The organism is Winogradskyella aurantia, from assembly GCF_002266855.1.
GTDB lineage: Bacteria > Bacteroidota > Bacteroidia > Flavobacteriales > Flavobacteriaceae > Winogradskyella > Winogradskyella aurantia.
Genome location: NZ_NGJN01000004.1, coordinates 361,512 through 379,288 on the forward strand (window position 1 = coordinate 361,512; position 17,777 = coordinate 379,288).

The window sequence follows — 17,777 nt, forward strand, 5'->3', positions numbered from 1 at the left end:
ATGCCAAATTATCCCTCCTGACAAGAATCCATACCATAAAATAAATGATTGAAAAAGCGACATTTAGTGTTTTGAGAATGTTTTTAAACCTATGGTTTAGGTAAAATAGTACAACTAACTATAGGCCTTTCTCTTGCCCTCTACACCTTTGAAAAAGTCTTGCATAAATTCAAAATCTGCTTTGATATCATCTGTGGGATAAAAGGGCTCTGAAACCTTATTCTGTTTATTCTTAAAATCTAAGGTGAACATGATAATTGGAACTTTAGCCGCCTTGGCAATGTAATAAAATCCGGTGCGCCACTCCTCAACTTTTTTTCGGGTACCTTCTGGTGCCAATGTCAATCTAAATTCATCCTCACCTTCAAAAAGCTTGGCAATCTGTTCTACCTTGTTCTGCCCTCCGGTTCTGTCAATAGGTCGACCACCAATAGCTCTGAAATAATACCCAAATGGCCATGTAAATAATTCTTTTTTACCTATGAAATTTGTTTTAACTCTTGTTATTTTCCTTAAGCAGAGACCGATGTAAAAATCATGCCAACTCGTGTGAGGTACGGCTATGATAACGGCTTTTTTTATTTTATCCTTTGAAAAATTAGCGTTGCCTACTATTTTCCAACCTAGAAGTTTAAAATAAATGAATTTTGCTAGCCAGCGCATATTACATCTTCTTGTAAAGATCTAAAAGCTTAGACCGCGTTATAATCGTTTTCCAATTTTTTCCAATGGCATTTTCCCATAACGGATCCAAACTCAGAGCTACATCAATCATAATATTGAATTGTTCATCCGAAAGGTCTTGACATATACCTTGTGGTAATTGAATTTGATGTTCCTGCTTCATCTCTTTGAACAGGGCAACTCCTTCCGGATAATAGTCCTCTAGATGGTTAAAAACAATGCAATTTCCAATCCCGTGTTTTACCCCTAACAGGTAACTCAAACCATAGCTGAGTGCATGGGCCACACCTACTTGAGAATAGGCTATACTCATCCCTCCATGCCAGGATGCCATCATTAATTTATCTTGTGACTCCTCTTTTGATAAATCATTTCCTAAAAAAACCTCTTTACACAGCTGAAAGGCCTTTTCTCCATAACTTTGGCTAAACGCATTTAAATAAGTGCCCGTTAAAGACTCAACACAATGTACGAAGCAATCCATCCCTGTGTAAAACCACTGATTTTTTGGGACATCTTTTGTCAATTCCGGATCTAATATAACCTGGTCAAATGGTGTGTAATCACTATTTATACCTAATTTACGCTCAGGACCTGTTAGAATAGTGGTTCTTGAAACTTCTGCTCCTGTTCCTGAAATCGTCGGTATTCCTACATGGTAAACAGCAGGATATTTTATTAAATCCCATCCTTGATAATCTTTAGACTCGCCTTTGTTAGTCAACATTAAGGAAACCGCCTTTGCAATATCCATAACAATGCCACCACCAATACCAATAATTCCTGAAGGGAGCTCGCTAAATTCTAATATAATGTCTTCAACATACTTATCAATTTGTGAAGTTTTTGGCTCTTCCTTAGTAGGTATGTATAAAATTTTATCCTTATAGGACAAGGTAATTCGAGATGTTAACCAATGGTTTCCCTTAAATACCTCATCAACATAAAAAATGAACGGCGCATTTCGTCCTTTGCGTTTTGCTGCGAGGATTTCATCTAATTGATCGAAGCTGCCTCGCCCAAATACCACTCTGGACACCATTGGATAATTTCTATATTTCATTTACTCAATTTCTTTATCAAAAATAAAATTTACTTTCCTCAATTCTGTTTGAAAAAGTTTAAAATTTCCCTTAAACTCTTAACGGTTTTATAATTAAGACCATTAGTAGCATTTCTTTCTACTTTTTCGTGCTGCCATGTTGTATGAAAGGGAACGTGGATAGCTTTTGCACCAATATTAATTAAGGGTAAAATATCAGATTTTAAGCTATTTCCAATCATTAAGAATTCCGTTGGATTAATGTCCAAATGGTTCAATAATTTCTGATAATTAGCTTCTTGCTTTTCGCTCAAGACCTCAATATGATGAAAGTATTGATTCAGACCAGACTTTTCCAGCTTTCGTTCTTGGTCCAGTAAATCGCCTTTGGTTGCCAAAATAAGCTTGTAGTCTTTAGATAAGGAGATTAGAACCTCTTCAACACCATCCAACAATTGCACCGGTTTGTCTATCATGTCCTTACCTATTCTCAGTATTTCAGAGATTATCTTGTTTGAAACTGTTCCATTTGAAAGTTCAATGGATAATTCCACCATTGAAAGAACAAAGCCTTTTATACCATAGCCATAAGTTGGTAGATTTTTGATTTCCATTCTAAAAAGCTCTTGGTCTATTTTGTTTGGTGTTTCAAAATGAGACAATAACATTCCTACTTTTTCCTCTGCCTCCCTAAAATAAGTCTCGTTCACCCATAAGGTATCATCGGCATCAAAACCTATAACTCTTATATTACTGTAATCTATTTCCAAAGACGTTTCGCTTTTTCTAAATCTTCTGGTGTGTCTATTTCAACCCCTTGAATCGTAGTTTCCACCATTTTAATGCGCTTACCATATTCCAGATATCGTATACATTCTATTTTCTCTGTAGCCTCGAGAAATTGCATGGGAAGGGTTGAAAAGTCTAACAAGGCTTGTTTCCTGAAAGCATATATGCCTTTATGCTTAAAATATCTTGCTCCAGCATCCTTATCTCTTGGGAATGGAATTGGACTTCTTGAAAAATAAAGGGCATAATTATTTTGGTCTACAATAACTTTTACGGTATTAGGGTCCTTGATTTCATTCCAATCCTTAATCTCAACCATTAGCGACGCTAAATCTATATTCTTTTGATAATCATCCTTGAATACCTCTAATACCTTAAACAGACTTTCACGTTCTGTAAATGGCTCATCTCCCTGTACATTAACTACAATATCGCAGTCCACATTTTCTACCGCTTCCGCTATTCTGTCGCTACCCGAGTGATGCTCTTTTTTACTTAAAAGAGCCTTACCCCCATTTTTTACAATTTCATCATAAATAATAGTGCTATCCGTTACCACATAAACTTCGCTAAATAAATCAGTAGCTACTGTAGCTTCGTATGTCCTCAGAATAACTGACTTTCCGCCAAGGTTTTTCATAAGTTTGCCTGGAAAGCGCGACGCACTATAGCGTGCAGGTATCATGGAGATAATCTTCATACTTTGACTTTAGTCATTAACAAAAATACAGTTTTATTAAGGTTTGCTCTTATTTGGTTTGAACTTTTTGTAGAATCTAAATACGATATAAAAAATGACCATAACCAATATAAAGGCAAGAACAGGTAAGAATATAGAAACAATCGACATAACAATCGATGTTCCAGTTTCAAGAGTGGTTACAATAGGATTAGCAAACCCCGCAGTTGATACCGTTGAACTCATACGCGTTACACCAGCAGAACTTTTAATGGCACCAGCAGTCCCTCCACCAGCAATAATGGCCAAAGCCCATGTTATTAAAGGACTCAAATCTGTAACGGTCGAAACCATTATGGCTATCCCAGCTATTGTAGCAAGTGGTATGGCGATGGTATCTAGGGCGTTATCAATTATAGGGATATAATAGGCTAAAATTTCAACAAATGTGGCTATTCCCAAAATAACCAATGCTGATGTACTACCTAGCCATATCCAGTTGTCGTTTAGCTCCCAAATATTAAAATGTGCTGCTAAGCTAAGAGCAAATAATGGAAGGAAAACTCTAAACCCAGCCGAAGCTGCCAAGCCGATACCTAGAAAAACACTTAAAATAGTTTCTGTGGTCATTCTTCTAATTTATATGATTTGCAACAAACATGTCATCCTTGAACCCTATTAAATAAAGCTTCTCTTTTGCTCTCGTTACTGCCGTATACAACCATCTTATGTAATCCTTATCCATACCATTCGGTAGATAAGGTTGCTCTACGAAAATGGTATTCCATTGTCCCCCTTGTGATTTATGACAGGTTATTGCATAAGAAAACTTAACTTGTAAGGCATTGAAATACTTATTGTTTTTTACACCCATAAATTTTTTGTAGTTAGAGGTTTCATTAGCATAATCTTTGGACACTTCCGTATAAAGCGTATTTGACGCTTCATAACTAAGCGATGCACTTTCTACATCTAAGGTGTCGAGGAGTAACACCGTTTCAAAAGGTTTCATTTTAGGGTAATCTACCATTTTAACCTTTACTTCAGCAAACCTAAAGCCATATAATTCTTTAATGCCAAAGATTTCTAGGACTTCAATAATATCACCATTAGCTATGAAACCAGCTTCAGTTGTTGGTTTTATCCAAAAGTAATTATTCTTTACAACCATTAAATAGTCACCAGTCGACAATTCGCTGTCTTGAAATAAGATACGCTCCCTTATTTGCTTATTGTACAAATTTGCCCGTTTGTTGCTTCTCACAATAATTGCGGTCTCCTCATATCCATTACTGCCGTAAGCATCATTAATTGCATCCATAATTTCATAACCGTCTACAAGCCTTACAATATCCTTAAAGTTCTGGATGTTAAATTTAAAGCTATCGTAGAAAGCCGTTTCTAAAACATCACGCAATGCTGTTGCATTTTCAAGAATACCTGAATCTTCCTCCTGACGCACCACTTCATCGAGTTCTATACTAGTGACGTTCTTGTTGTAATTCAAATCTAATTTGTCTCCATCTAAGGCTGGGCTTAAATCGGATTTTACAGGAGGTAATTGTGCCACATCACCTATTAAAAGCAGTTTACATTGATGACCAGAATAAACATACTGTATCAAATCGTCTAAAAGTGAGCCGTTTTCAAAAAGTTTTGAATCTGACGGAACATCTGGTATCATAGAGGCTTCATCAACAATAAAAATGGTGTTCCTATGTTTGTTGGGCTGCATCACGAATTTTACACCTCCTCCTTTTTCTTTCTTAGGGAAATATATTTTTTTATGAATGGTAAAGGCCTCTTTTTTAGCATAATTAGAAATAACCTTGGCGGCCCTGCCTGTTGGTGCCATTAGCACAGCACTTTTTTTTGCCTGCCAAAGATTAGACACGCAAGTACCAATAATACTGGTTTTTCCAGTTCCGGCATAGCCCTTAAGCAGATATAGCGCGTTTGGGGACTTATCGAATATGAATTGGGATATCTGCATTAAAACCTCATCCTGTTTGGTGGTTGGTTGAAAAGGAAATTTAGATTTTAACAACGAATAAAATGCCGAAGCATTAGTAATCATAGAGTTTTATTTACTTGGCAAGATAATATTATTCTTTGGTTTAGAATGGCTCGCCAATTGCCGTTTTGTAATTTAAATGATTTTTAATTAGATAGTTTTTGTGAATAAAAAAAAATTGTAGATTTGCGATAGACCTAATTAATAAACAAAACTATGTTAGACGTAATTATAGCAATTGTAGTTATTATTTTATTAACCATTGGTATTGTATGGTTAATAGACAGATTTGTCCCTAAAAAATTCAAACCGGTTATAAACCTTCTTTTGTGGGGATTAATCATTTATTTAGGTTACATCACCTTTATGTCGGTTTACAAAGAAATTCAGTTCAACCAATTAAAGGTAAAGCGTTATCAAGTGGTAATAGACCGTTTGATTGATATAAGAGATACACAATTAGCTTATAAAGAGGTTAAAGGAGAATATGCTGATACTTTTGATAAATTAATCAATTTTATAGATGAGGATAGCGTACCAATTACACAGAGAAGAGATACATTAGTATTAGATGAAGAAAGGACACGTGCCTTTGGTGGGGTAGAAACCATGAAAACTATTACTCTTATAGACACGTTAGACCATTGGTTTGTTAAAGATTCTATATTTAAAGGCAATAGTCGCTACAAGAGCATGGCAGATGTCGGTGTTGGAGAGCCCGGTGCAAAGTTTGTGCTTAAGGCAGGTAAAATTGAAGAAATTCCTGTTTTTGAGGCAAGTGTCGATAAAGCTGTTGTTTTATATGATCAAGAGCCCTACCTTATAGAAAAAGAAAAACAAGCAATTTCTATTGCCGGAGTAAAAGGACCTTCTGTGAAAATTGGCTCTATGGAAGAGGTTAGCACCAGCGGTAATTGGGGTAAAGATTTGTCTACAAAGGAATAAATTTTGGCTAAACACAATATTAAAGAATTGTCCATTCAAGTGAATTTGAATGGACTTTCTTTTTGTATACTAAATAGAAGTTCTAACAGGATCGAATATCTTAATTTTCTAGAATTCGAAAACAAACTTGGTCCATTCGACCTACTTAATCGGCTTAAAACTGAGCTAAGTTCAAATAGCGTTTTCTCTGATGAATTTGAAGACGTATTAGTCATTCATCAAAATGAATTGGCCACTCTAGTACCACAAGAACTTTATGATGCCAAATACAAGGCGGATTATTTAAAATTTAACTCTAAAATTCTAAAAACTGACTTTATAACGCACGACAAGATTGCTGTTAATGAGAGTGTCGTTGTCTATGTTCCATATGTCAATATAAACAACTACATTTTTGATACGTTTGGAGAGTTTGTGTTTAAACATTCTTTGACAGTTTTTGTAGATACCGTATTACAAAAACACAAGAACAACCAGGGTCCAATAGTATGCATTAACGTCAACCATAATTCTATAGAGTTAATTGTATTAGATGGCAATGATATTCAGCTAATAAACAGTTTTGAGTGTCACAGTCTTGAAGACTTTATTTATTACGTGCTGTTTGTTTTTGAACAATTAGAGTTAGATGTCGAGACAACCCCTGTTAAGGTTAGTGGACAGATTGATAAAGCAGATAAATATTTCGAAGTGCTCTACAGGTATATCAGAGATGTAGATTTTTTGGATTTAGGCCTAAATTTTCAATTCGCAGATTCCATTGACGATAGTCAATTATCACGATATTTTTTAATTTTAAATTCTTTTTAGTGCGAATTATTTCGGGACAGTTCAAAGGGCGACGCATTACCGCTCCCAAAAAATTACCGGTCAGGCCAACAACAGATATGGCTAAAGAATCCCTTTTTAACATTTTAAACAACCAATATTATTTCGATGAAATTTCAATATTAGATCTTTTCTCTGGCACTGGTAATATTAGTTATGAATTCGCATCGAGAGGCACCGAGCAAATTGTAGCAATTGATAATAATTATGGCTGCATAAAATTTATAAACGAAACGGCTGATTCTTTTGAAATGCCAATAAATACAATCAAGATCGATGTATTTAAGTTTTTGGAGAGCTCAAATCAAAGTTTTGATGTTATTTTTGCTGATCCGCCCTATAATTTTGATGTTGAAACCTTTGCCAAAATTCCAGAATTAGCCTTTAAAAATAAATTATTATCTGATGAGGGTTTACTCATTGTTGAACACTCTAAGCATACGGACCTCAGTTATTTAGATTATTTTTCATATTCTAAAAGCTATGGCGGAAATACCTTCAGTTTTTTTAAAAGATAAGATTAAAAACAAAGCTTCATGAAAACATGAAGCTTGTTTATTTAGAGTAAACCTATAAGCCGAATTCTGTACTCACAAAGAGTCCTTATCATTTATCTACGTTTACTGTTACCAGTAAACTTTAGCTGTCTACCCTCTAACATCGGGCGTGCAGCCCTCAAGCGTTAGTTTACATGACATTGCACCACACAGAGTTTACCTGATTTCACTACAGCATTACCTGTACATTCTTTCTGTTGCACTTTTCCTCACCTCACGGTGGATGGCCGTTAGCCACTGCATCGCACTTTGGTGTTCGGACTTTCCTACCCTAAATAAATTTAGAATCGATAAGGCGATTTACTCGTTCCAAAAGTAAGTAAATTGTTAATAACTCATACTAATTTTAAAGCGTAATAAATGTGAATTAGACGCTTATTATTAAATTTGTAAATCGACTGTTTGTTACATTATTTATTACCATTAAAAGCATTAAAAACCATATAAATTGGAACATTTCGTAGTATCTGCGCGCAAGTATAGACCACAATCCTTTAAAGATGTTGTGGGTCAGCAGGCTATAACCAATACGCTAACTAATGCTATAGAAAATAATCATTTAGCTCAAGCGCTACTTTTTACTGGTCCAAGAGGAGTTGGTAAAACCTCATGTGCTCGCATTTTGGCCAAAATGATAAATAGTGATGAAAACACGAGTGAAGAGGAGGACTTTGCCTTTAATATTTTTGAATTGGACGCAGCATCCAATAATTCAGTGGACGATATAAGGAACCTTACCGACCAAGTCCGTATTCCGCCACAAGTTGGAAAATATAAGGTCTACATTATTGATGAGGTCCATATGTTATCACAAGCTGCCTTCAATGCCTTTCTTAAAACACTTGAAGAACCACCAAATCATTGTATTTTCATTCTCGCCACAACAGAAAAGCATAAAATCATCCCTACAATTTTATCGCGTTGTCAAATTTTTGATTTTAAACGTATTACCGTAACTGATGCCAAGGAGTATTTAAAATATATTGCCGAAGAACAAGGTATAAACGCAGAGGATGACGCCTTGCATATTATCGCCCAAAAAGCCGATGGCGCCATGCGTGATGCTCTCTCCATTTTTGATCGTGTTGTAAGTTTTTCGGGTAAGAACCTGACACGGCAAGCGGTTACAGAAAACCTTAATGTCCTAGATTACGAAACGTATTTTACAAGTACTGATTTTATTATAGAAAATAAGATTCCAGAGCTATTGGTGCAGTTCAATACCATTCTCGCAAAAGGTTTTGATGGTCATCACTATATTGCTGGTTTGGCCTCTCATTTTAGGGATTTAATGGTGTGTAAAAACGAAGCGACCTTAGACTTGCTCGAAGTAGGAGAAGACACTACGCAAACTTACATTGAACAATCTCGAAAAACATCCCATAGTTTTCTATTGAAGGGTATTGACCTAGCCAATGATTGTGATTTAAAATATAGGTCTAGTAAAAATCAAAGATTACTGGTTGAGCTAACCTTGATGCAATTAGCCTCTATCACTTTTGATGGAGAAAAAAAAAACAATAAACACTACATAATTCCACCTTCGTATTTTGAGGCTAAAGGTATAAGACCCATAAAAGTCAAGGAGGTTAAAAATACCCCTCAAGCTAATGCCTTGAAGGAAAAGATTGAACCTGCCATTGAAGAACCAAAACTTGAACCGATGCAGGTTGCTGAACCTAAGGAATTACCAAAAATATCAATTGATAAGGGTAAAAAGGCAACCTCAGGATTATCATTAAAGAGCATTCGCGAGAAAAAAGAGCATCAAATAAAGCAGCTCGATGTTATTATTGACGAAGAATCCCTACCTAGAGAACAAGTAACGCAGGAAGATCTAAAAAAAGCTTGGACCGACTACACAAAAAGGTTAGAAAAAAAGGGAGAAAAAATACTAGCCTCCATTTTACAAATGGAAAATCCCAAATTGAAGGGAACATCAATTTGTTTAACATATTCTAACAATACAAGCAAGATTGAAGTAGAACGTGCCCAATATCCACTTTTGGTTTTTTTAAAGAAAACACTGAAAAACTATGACCTTAAATTAGACATAACAGTCAATGAGGAAATAGCAAAAAAATACGCTTTTACACCCCAGGAAAAATACGAAAAACTTAAGGAAAAGAATACCAATATTGAACTTTTGAAACGTACATTCGGTCTAGATATTTAAAATAATGAAGAGGTTTATTTTTACCACAATAATACTTTCTCTTCTGTTCTTTACTTGTGAGGGCAGAAAAAGTCACCATGAGTCATTAAAGCAAAGTGTTGCTGAATTCAAAAAGGAAAATGACCTTGTAAAGATTGTTTATCTACCAGAGTACTATCAAGAAACCAAAATAGATTCTACGCTAAGTAATGGGTATACAGCAAGAATAAAAACTTTTACTAACATGAAGGAAAGTCGGTTATTTATTGACACCAAAGACAATATCTTAACTAAGACCTATTATAGAAAGATTGAGAGTGACGTCACTGTAGAATTTAAAAACAACATTGTTTTCAATCGCCCTATAACTAACCAATTTATTGAAAACGCCATTAACGAATCTAGTATTAAACTAAAAAATTACAAGCTCGATGGTATTTGGTTAGACCAAGAAAAATCCCTGGACAAAAATCTTTTAAGCATAGACATTCGCTATACTAGTTTGAACACCCAAAAAAAATATCTGTATTTCAACTTACAAATAAATTGGATGGGCCATTATTACATAACCGTAAACGAAAACCCTAATTTTTAATATATGCTTGGACTTAAGTTACCTACAGACCCGAGATGGGTAAATATCGTAGAAAAAAACATTGAAGATATTCTTACCGACCATGCCTACTGTGAGCAGAAAGCGGCAAGTACTGCTATTTCTTTAATTGTAGGCTTCCCGGAATATACCGAACTTGTCGAAGAAATGACAGATTTGGTGCAAGAGGAAATGAGCCATTTTAAAATGGTTCATGAAAAAATAATTGAAAATGGCTGGACACTAGGAAGAGACAGAAAAGATGAATACGTTCTTGCGTTATTAAAGTTTTTCCCAAAAGGCGGCAGCAGAACTACGCAATTGGTGCATAGATTACTTTATGCTGCACTTATTGAGGCTAGGAGCTGCGAACGTTTTAAACTATTATCAGAAGAATTAGAAGATAAAAAATTGGCGAAATTCTATAAAAAACTAATGATAAGTGAAGCTAGCCACTACACTATGTTTTTAAAATTTGCACGTAAGTATGGTAACCGCAAGGAGGTTGACAAAAAGTGGGAAGACTTGTTACTATTTGAGGCAGAAATCATGAAGCAACTCGGCAAAAAAGAAACCATTCACGGGTAAAAAAATTCCCTCGAGAAAGTATCCAAGTTATTTTTACATCTCAGCACCGGTTTAAATTTTTATCCCAAAACCAAATTGCACGACATGATTTTTGGCTTCCACATCAATTATATCCTCATCTAGGATATTGGTTAATCCATACGAATATCTCAGGTCAATAAACAATTCGTCTGTCAGCATATATTCAGCACCAAAAATGCCTGAAAAGGCAAATGTGGAAAAACCGTCTTCATTTGACCAGGTTTTTAAATTTAACTGTGGGCCAACTCCAAAAGACAATCGGTCTGAAACGTATAGTCTCAATAATAGTGGTAATTGAATATAATCTGCTCTAAGGCTTTCATCTTTTCCGCCTTCTGCAGACCATTGAAGTTCTGTCCTTATAGACATATCTTCGGTTATTCCAAAATCGACAAAACCCGCAAAGGCAAATCCAATTCTGTGCTCATTGTCAAATGTAGCATCAGGGTCAAAGTCTAAATTAGAAACGTTTAATGCGCCCCTAATACCATACCTTATATCTTGTGCAGTACAAAGAGTTGTAAAGCAGGTTAATACTAATACGAATACATAACTTTTCATAACGTAATCTTTGAGAGCGTGAAGATATAGTTTAATTTAAAAACTAACTGAAATTATAGATTTTAGTGATAAAAAAGCAGACAAACGCACATATTTACACAGTAACGCTAGAGACGCTTTCGTGATATATACTTTTGATAATTCCATCCGAAAGACCGATTTTTGGAACATAAATATCCTTTGCCCCACTCCATTTCATTGCTGATAAATAGATTCTAGTAGCAGGTATAATAACATCAGCCCTATCTTGATTCAGGTTTAATTTTGTTATGCGTTCTTCGTAAGAATAATTCTGAAGCATTTGGTAATAACTGGACAAATAAAAGAAAGTCAATGGCTTTCCTAAATCCTTCCCTGATACTTTAAATATTTTATTGATATTACCACCAGAACCAATGAGTTCAATCTTGTAATACTGTTTTGTGTTTTCCTTAATCCACTTTTCCAGTTCTAACCAGGTTTCATTTTTTACAATATCATTTAACAACCTGACTGTTCCTATTCGAAATGATTTAGACCGCACTTTCTCTCCATTATGGATAATGGAAAATTCTGTACTTCCTCCCCCAACATCAACATATAAGTAGGTTTTATTGGGATCTATAAATGTATGAAGGTCTGTTGCCGCAATAATTGCAGCCTCTTCCTCTCCATCAATTATATCTATCGATATACCACAACTTGATTGTATTTTTTTAGCGAGTGGTCCACTATTTTTAGCTTCTCTCATTGCTGAAGTAGCGCAGGCTTTATATCTAACAACACCATGCGATTTCATCAAAAGACTAAACGCTTGCATGGTGTCCACCATACGCTGTTCATTATAGGCTGATATTTCGCCATTTACAAATACGTCTGCACCAAGCCTTATAGGAACCCTAACTAATGAGTTTTTCTTAAAAATAACGGGCTGGTCTTCCTGCTCTATTATGTTTGAAATTAAAAGTCTCACCGCATTTGAACCAATATCGATAGCAGCATATTTCTTAATATTCAGCATAATTATCCTTCTAGTTTATTTAAATAATACTTATACGTTTCAAATTGAGCACGTATTTTCGGTTGGTCGTTGTGTTTGTAAATATTATCTTGAGACTGGTTGATTATCCTAGCCTTTACATTATCACTCCAGCAAATTTCAAACAAATCTGAAAGCTCATTTTTGATATCCTCATCGTAAATGGGACATGTAACTTCCACTCTATTATAAATATTTCTAGTCATCCAGTCTGCTGAAGAAATATAAAACTTTGGATCCTCATTATTTGAAAAAATAAACAGCCTAGTATGTTCTAGGAATTTATCAATTATACTTATAATTTCAATATTATCGCTAGTTCCTTTAATTCCAGGTACTAAGCAGCATAAACCTCTCACAATCATCTTAATTTTTACACCAGCTCTACTAGCCTCATAAAGCTTATCTACCATTTTGTAACTGCTAATACTATTCATTTTTAGTTTTATGTAGGCCGATTTTCCCTGTTTGGCATTCTCTATTTCGGTATTAATTAGCGCAAACAACTTTGATTCTGTATAGTGTGGTGAAGTAATGATATGCTTATACTTGTAGATTCTATAGTTTACCTCAAAAAAATCAAAAACTTTATTGATATCCTTTAGGATTTTTGAATTGGCTGTGAATAATGTGAAGTCGGTATAAATTTTGGCCGTTGATTCATTAAAATTGCCTGTACTTACAAAGCCATATCTGACTATTTTATGGTTTTCCTCCCGCTCAATAACACACATTTTACAATGAACCTTGAGACCCGTAACCCCAAAAAGAAGGTTGACGCCTACATCCTGCATCTGTTGGGCATAATTTATATTGGCTTCTTCGTCAAACCTAGCCCTCAACTCAATAGAAACAGTGACATTTTTACCATTTTTAGCAGCATTAATCAAAGAACTTGCTACATGGGAAATCTGCGCTAATCTATAAATTGTGATTTTAATTGTCTTTACTTGAGGGTCTAAGGCAGCTTCTCGTAAAAATTTAATGATATAAGAAAATGTATGATATGGTGTATGAACCAAATAATCTTTTTCGGCTATTGATTTTAAGATACTTTCATTAAGACTTAAACCTCTTACACCTAAGGGTTTTATTCTCTCATATAATAAGTCCGTTCTGCCAAGGCTGGGAAAACCCATGTAATCTCTGCGATTGTGATAACGACCTCCCGGAATAATACTATCCTTTTCGTCAATTCCCATACGCTCTAACAAGAAATTCAGGGTATCCTTTTCTATTTTTTTATCATAAACAAATCTAACGGGCTCTCCAATTTGCCTATCCTTAACACTTTTTGAAATTTTATGAATGAAACTCTTACTCAAATCACTATCAAAATCCAATTCCCCGTCCCTAGTAATTTTTATCATATGGGCAGAAATGCTATCATAGGTAAATATGTTAAAAATATCATCTAAACAATATCTTAAAACATCATCGACCATAATAATGTAATTGGAATCTGATTTACTAGGCAAAACTATGAAACGGTCCATAGCTTTAGAGATTTCAATTAGAGCATAATTAGGCTTAGTATTCTTTTTAATCATTTTTACCGCTAAATAAGCAGCACTGTCCATTAATTCCGGTAAGGCAACATCTTCATTAAGCATGATGATAACTAAGGCTGGACTTAATTCATGATAAAAATAGGATTTAATGAAATCGTGTTGATGTTTATCAATTTCTGATTCATTTATTCGAAAGATATTTTCTTTTCTTAATTCTCTATCAATAGCATCTAGTATTTCTAAACTTTCGGCTTGCTGTTGGATGACAATTTCTGTTATTTGTTCTAAAAGATCACTAGCCTTAATTCCACCTAATTCACTTTTACCTCCTTTACCAGCTTGGTCTATACGCTTCACTGTAGCGTAGCGAACTTTAAAAAATTCATCTAGATTATTAGAGAAAATACCTAAAAATCGTAAACGTTCTATTAAGGGTACATTCTCATCTGCAGCTTCCTGAAGAACTCTCGCATTAAACTGCAACCAACTTAATTCCCTATTGATGTAAATATTTTTCTCTTTCACCATTAACGCAGTTCCTTTGGAATTATAATTTGCCTAGTCTTACCTGTCTCTAATTCCATCCAATTTTGTATATCAAACTCAATTTCAACCAAACCACTAGTTGGGAGATTATCTATGTAAGTACTCCCGAAATCATTAACAATGTTTGTAAATGCGGCATTATGACCAAATATCATAATTTCATTTACATTATTAGATAAATTTTTCACAAAACCTATAACGCCAACCCCTCCAAAATCATAAAGTTTTTCCTCAATATTGATGTTTTCAAATGGGTAGTTTAATACGCTAGTGAAAATCTTACAGGTTTCCATAGCTCTTTTGGCAGGACTAGAAAAAATATAATCTGGAACTTTACTTTTACCAACAAACTGTTTAGCTACTAACTCCGCATCTTGCCTCCCCCTAGGTTTTAATGGTCTTTCCCGATCAGAAACACCATAATCCCATGATGATTTTGCATGTCGTACAAGCACTATTCTTTTCATTTATAATCGATTAAAAGTATCTTTTAAAGTCCAAGTGTTAGAAAAATCCGTTTTAACGAGTATTTTATCACTTTGGCTCAAATGTTTGTCTATGAGCTTAGTTATAAGTTCATTTGCGTGATAAAATTAGTGTATAAACCCCAAATCGACAATTTATTAATACATCCATTTTTTACGCATTGGTTTCCAATGCTCTTCCCTCACAACATATTTGATTTCTGAATAAACTATACAAGTGTTTTTCAGACTATTGAGTTTAAAAAAGCAAGTCGCTAAGCGATTATATAGATAAATACAATACTATGAAAAGAGTTACAATGGTAATACTGATTGGTCTCGTGAGCATATGTTCATATGGGCAGCAAATCCTTGAATTAAATGTAAAGACATCATCCGAATTGCCTCTTTCGGCCCACGAACATTTTTATTTGATTGAAATTACGAATAACTCCAATCAAGTTCAAGACTTTAATATTGTTGCAGAAAATGCGTTTTGCGAAGATATCAATCGTTCAAAACAATCCTTATTAAAACAGGAAATTTTAAACGCGCAAAAGACTGGACCTTTGGTGACAACTTCAATTTCTGCAAATAGCACAGTGGAGTTTTATGTGAAAATTTCAAGACAAGGTAATACAAAGCTTAGTACTTTTAACTGCACTAGTATAAGAGCTGTATCAGTTACAAATACTGATATCAGTAATTCCTTAATTATTAATTCATTTATTCCAGACCCCAAAAACTTTAATTAGTTTTTTGGACCACCACACCTTCAAAATGTTCCTAATGAAAAAAGCTATTAATCATAAATTACTAAAAACTACCCTCCTAACACTTATCCTATTGGCTGGAAGTTTTGGTTCAGCACAGGTGTTAAACCCATTCACGCCTCGATTTAATGAGACCGTTAATGGTGATGTCACTATGATTGCTAACAATATGGTGTCTAGAACAGCGACGCAGGCCTATAACGGCTCTGCTGGTAATCACGACTTCAATAATAATGTGTATGTTGACATTGACGGATTATATGATGTCGATAACGACAATATTGATGACACCTTTAACTCAAGTAGTGCCAACTTTAATAATCCCGCTCCTCTAAATGAGTGCTTAACAGTATATAAAGCCTATTTATACTGGGCAGCAGCAGATAAGGAACCTACTTCAGATCTCAATTCTGAAAATCAGCCAAATTGGAATTTTAACGATGTTATGTTAATGCTTCCAGGCGAATCTCAATACACCACCCTTTCAGCGGATGAAATTATATACAGAGGTCGAGATTTCCATATCAATAATGACCCATACATATGTTATAAAGATATTACTGATTTAGTCAGCAATCTTACAAATCCTTATGGGACGTATCAAGTAGCGAATGTTGAAGCTAAAATAGGTAGTTTAATTGGCCACTCTGACGCAATCATTGGAACCTCTGGAGGTTGGCAGATTGTGTTTGTTTATGAAAGTCCACAACTACCATCAAAAAATATTAGCCTTTTTGATGGCTATTCTAATGTAACGAGCTTGCAAAATAACTTCGATATTACTTTTGGTGGATTCCAGACGGTGCCTACAGGAAATGTGAATACAAACATTGTTATTGGATCACTTGAAGGTGATAGGGATTTAGCCGGTGATCAACTACAAATACAAAACACCAATGGTGATTTTGTAAGTATAGCAGCTCCGCAACGGACAAGTAACAATTTTTTTAATAGTAGAATAACTATTGATAATAGCGATTTCTTAGATAGAAATCCAGCTAGTCAAAATACACTAGGTTTCGATGCGGCTGTTTTTAACTTGGACAACCCAGGAAATACAATAATTGATAATAATCAAACTTCTGCAACCATTCGCTTGACCTCAAATCAAGAAACTTATGGTTTGTTTCTCGTTGGTTTAAGTGTAGATGTATGGGCTCCAGATCTAGATCCAATTGAAATCATTATGGATTCAGGAGCAACTCCAGCTGATGCAGGAAGTGCACTAGGGTTTAGTTTTAACGTTTTTAATAAAGGTAACGATGATGCTCTAAATTTATCGATTTCAACGACACTCCCACCTCAAATAGCCGATGTCAATATGGTCAATTTGCCTGCAGGAGTTACTTACAACTTTGACACCACAACAAGGCTCCTCGAGTTTTTTATCGCAGATGGTTTTGTGGATGTGGGAGACCCAGCTTTAAATGTTAATTTTGATGTGGTCATTCAAGACGAATGCTATTTTTTAGTGGATGATTGTGACCTTTCATTTGAGCTTCAGTTCAGTGCCACTTATAACGGCATTCAAAATCCAAATAATCAAAGTACCTTAAGTTCTGCTTCATTGGATGAATGTGGTATTGGTAACAAGCTTCCTTTGGTGATAGATATTAATCAGCCGGTGTTGTCCTGGACAAACAGCGTGGGAGAATTGGATAGAGTTCTAGCGTGTTCGGATGTTGATGGATTAAATGATGCTCAAGCGTTAGAACCCACTTTGGATAAATGTAATTTAATACCTGTAAAAACTTCTGGAACATTCGTTCCTGACCCTAACTGTCCAAACACTGCAACATATACCAATACATGGACCTTCACTGATGCATGTGGTACGACCATACAAGAATACGTTCAGACCATAACCGTCGAGGACAATACCGCGCCCACATTTACCGTTCCCGCGGACATTACCGTGGAATGCGACGTGGACGTCAACGACCTCAGCATAACCGGTGACGTGACCGACGAGGCCGACAACTGCTCTACGGGCCTAGAGGCGACCTTCGC

The 17,777-nt window shown here is 35.2% G+C and carries 17 protein-coding genes, 1 other RNA gene and 1 pseudogene; 8 read left to right on the forward strand and 11 right to left on the reverse strand.

The features are described from left to right. Positions 1-114: 114 nt before the first annotated feature. Genes CA834_RS09555 through CA834_RS09580 form a run of 6 tightly spaced genes read right to left on the reverse strand, consistent with a single transcriptional unit; the run spans position 115 to position 5,271 of the window. A complete protein-coding gene (locus tag CA834_RS09555; RefSeq protein ID WP_094968464.1) occupies positions 115-663 on the reverse strand; it encodes a 1-acyl-sn-glycerol-3-phosphate acyltransferase in 549 nt (182 codons plus the stop codon). Position 664: 1 nt separating this feature from the next. After that, positions 665-1,747: an iron-containing alcohol dehydrogenase family protein gene (locus tag CA834_RS09560; protein WP_240507556.1), complete on the reverse strand. Its 1,083-nt coding sequence runs from the start codon at positions 1,745-1,747 to the stop codon at positions 665-667. A 38-nt stretch (positions 1,748-1,785) separates the two neighbouring features. Continuing rightward, positions 1,786-2,496: an HAD family hydrolase gene (locus tag CA834_RS09565; RefSeq protein WP_094968465.1), complete on the reverse strand. Its 711-nt coding sequence runs from the start codon at positions 2,494-2,496 to the stop codon at positions 1,786-1,788. Beyond that, positions 2,487-3,215: a 3-deoxy-manno-octulosonate cytidylyltransferase gene (gene kdsB, locus CA834_RS09570; RefSeq protein WP_094968466.1), complete on the reverse strand. Its 729-nt coding sequence runs from the start codon at positions 3,213-3,215 to the stop codon at positions 2,487-2,489. The genes CA834_RS09565 and kdsB overlap by 10 nt, the downstream gene beginning before the upstream one ends. A gap of 36 nt (positions 3,216-3,251) precedes the next feature. Next, positions 3,252-3,824: a DUF4126 domain-containing protein gene (locus tag CA834_RS09575; protein ID WP_094968467.1), complete on the reverse strand. Its 573-nt coding sequence runs from the start codon at positions 3,822-3,824 to the stop codon at positions 3,252-3,254. Between the two features lie 4 nt (positions 3,825-3,828). Continuing rightward, positions 3,829-5,271, reverse strand: a complete 1,443-nt coding sequence (locus tag CA834_RS09580) for an ATP-dependent DNA helicase (RefSeq protein ID WP_094968468.1) — start codon at positions 5,269-5,271, stop codon at positions 3,829-3,831. A gap of 153 nt (positions 5,272-5,424) precedes the next feature. Here CA834_RS09580 and CA834_RS09585 point away from each other — a divergent pair, with 153 nt between their 5' ends. From CA834_RS09585 to CA834_RS09595, 3 genes are read left to right on the forward strand one after another with little or no spacing between them, the layout of a single operon-like run. Next, positions 5,425-6,153 carry a hypothetical protein gene (locus tag CA834_RS09585; RefSeq protein WP_094968469.1) on the forward strand — a complete coding sequence of 243 codons (729 nt, stop codon included), beginning with the start codon at positions 5,425-5,427 and terminating at the stop codon, positions 6,151-6,153. 3 nt (positions 6,154-6,156) lie between these two features. Further along, positions 6,157-6,963: a DUF3822 family protein gene (locus CA834_RS09590; RefSeq protein ID WP_094968470.1), complete on the forward strand. Its 807-nt coding sequence runs from the start codon at positions 6,157-6,159 to the stop codon at positions 6,961-6,963. Next, positions 6,963-7,499, forward strand: a complete 537-nt coding sequence (locus CA834_RS09595; RefSeq protein WP_094968471.1) for an RsmD family RNA methyltransferase — start codon at positions 6,963-6,965, stop codon at positions 7,497-7,499. The genes CA834_RS09590 and CA834_RS09595 overlap by 1 nt, the downstream gene beginning before the upstream one ends. Positions 7,500-7,538: 39 nt before the next feature. Here CA834_RS09595 and rnpB read toward each other — a convergent pair. Then, an RNA gene (gene rnpB / locus CA834_RS09600) (RNase P RNA component class A) lies at positions 7,539-7,845 on the reverse strand. A 141-nt stretch (positions 7,846-7,986) separates the two neighbouring features. Here rnpB and dnaX point away from each other — a divergent pair. From dnaX to miaE, 3 genes are read left to right on the forward strand one after another with little or no spacing between them, the layout of a single operon-like run. Next, positions 7,987-9,714 (forward strand): DNA polymerase III subunit gamma/tau, encoded by a 1,728-nt coding sequence (gene dnaX / locus CA834_RS09605; RefSeq protein ID WP_094968472.1) that lies wholly within the window; start codon positions 7,987-7,989, stop codon positions 9,712-9,714. Positions 9,715-9,718: 4 nt separating this feature from the next. Then, entirely contained in the window at positions 9,719-10,288 is a 570-nt protein-coding gene (locus CA834_RS09610) for a hypothetical protein (RefSeq protein ID WP_094968473.1), read from the forward strand. A gap of 3 nt (positions 10,289-10,291) precedes the next feature. Next, positions 10,292-10,873: a tRNA-(ms[2]io[6]A)-hydroxylase gene (miaE, locus tag CA834_RS09615; RefSeq protein WP_094968474.1), complete on the forward strand. Its 582-nt coding sequence runs from the start codon at positions 10,292-10,294 to the stop codon at positions 10,871-10,873. Positions 10,874-10,924: 51 nt separating this feature from the next. Here miaE and CA834_RS09620 read toward each other — a convergent pair whose 3' ends face one another. The 4 genes from CA834_RS09620 to CA834_RS09635 form a co-directional block, all read right to left on the reverse strand. Next, positions 10,925-11,455, reverse strand: a complete 531-nt coding sequence (locus CA834_RS09620) for a porin family protein (protein WP_094968475.1) — start codon at positions 11,453-11,455, stop codon at positions 10,925-10,927. Between the two features lie 94 nt (positions 11,456-11,549). Continuing rightward, positions 11,550-12,455, reverse strand: a complete 906-nt coding sequence (locus CA834_RS09625; RefSeq protein ID WP_094968476.1) for a Ppx/GppA phosphatase family protein — start codon at positions 12,453-12,455, stop codon at positions 11,550-11,552. Positions 12,456-12,457: 2 nt separating this feature from the next. Beyond that, positions 12,458-14,512: a polyphosphate kinase 1 gene (gene ppk1, locus CA834_RS09630; RefSeq protein ID WP_094968477.1), complete on the reverse strand. Its 2,055-nt coding sequence runs from the start codon at positions 14,510-14,512 to the stop codon at positions 12,458-12,460. Further along, the gene (locus CA834_RS09635) at positions 14,512-14,997 is read right to left on the reverse strand and encodes a SixA phosphatase family protein (protein ID WP_094968478.1); all 486 of its coding nucleotides are present in this window, start codon (positions 14,995-14,997) and stop codon (positions 14,512-14,514) included. The genes ppk1 and CA834_RS09635 overlap by 1 nt, the downstream gene beginning before the upstream one ends. Positions 14,998-15,299: 302 nt before the next feature. Between CA834_RS09635 and CA834_RS09640 the strand changes: the two genes are divergently transcribed. Together CA834_RS09640 and CA834_RS09645 are read left to right on the forward strand one after the other, a co-directional pair. Beyond that, positions 15,300-15,749, forward strand: a complete 450-nt coding sequence (locus CA834_RS09640) for a hypothetical protein (RefSeq protein WP_133085481.1) — start codon at positions 15,300-15,302, stop codon at positions 15,747-15,749. Positions 15,750-15,783: 34 nt separating this feature from the next. Next, positions 15,784-17,777, forward strand: a pseudogene (locus CA834_RS09645) (hypothetical protein); the annotation flags it as partial.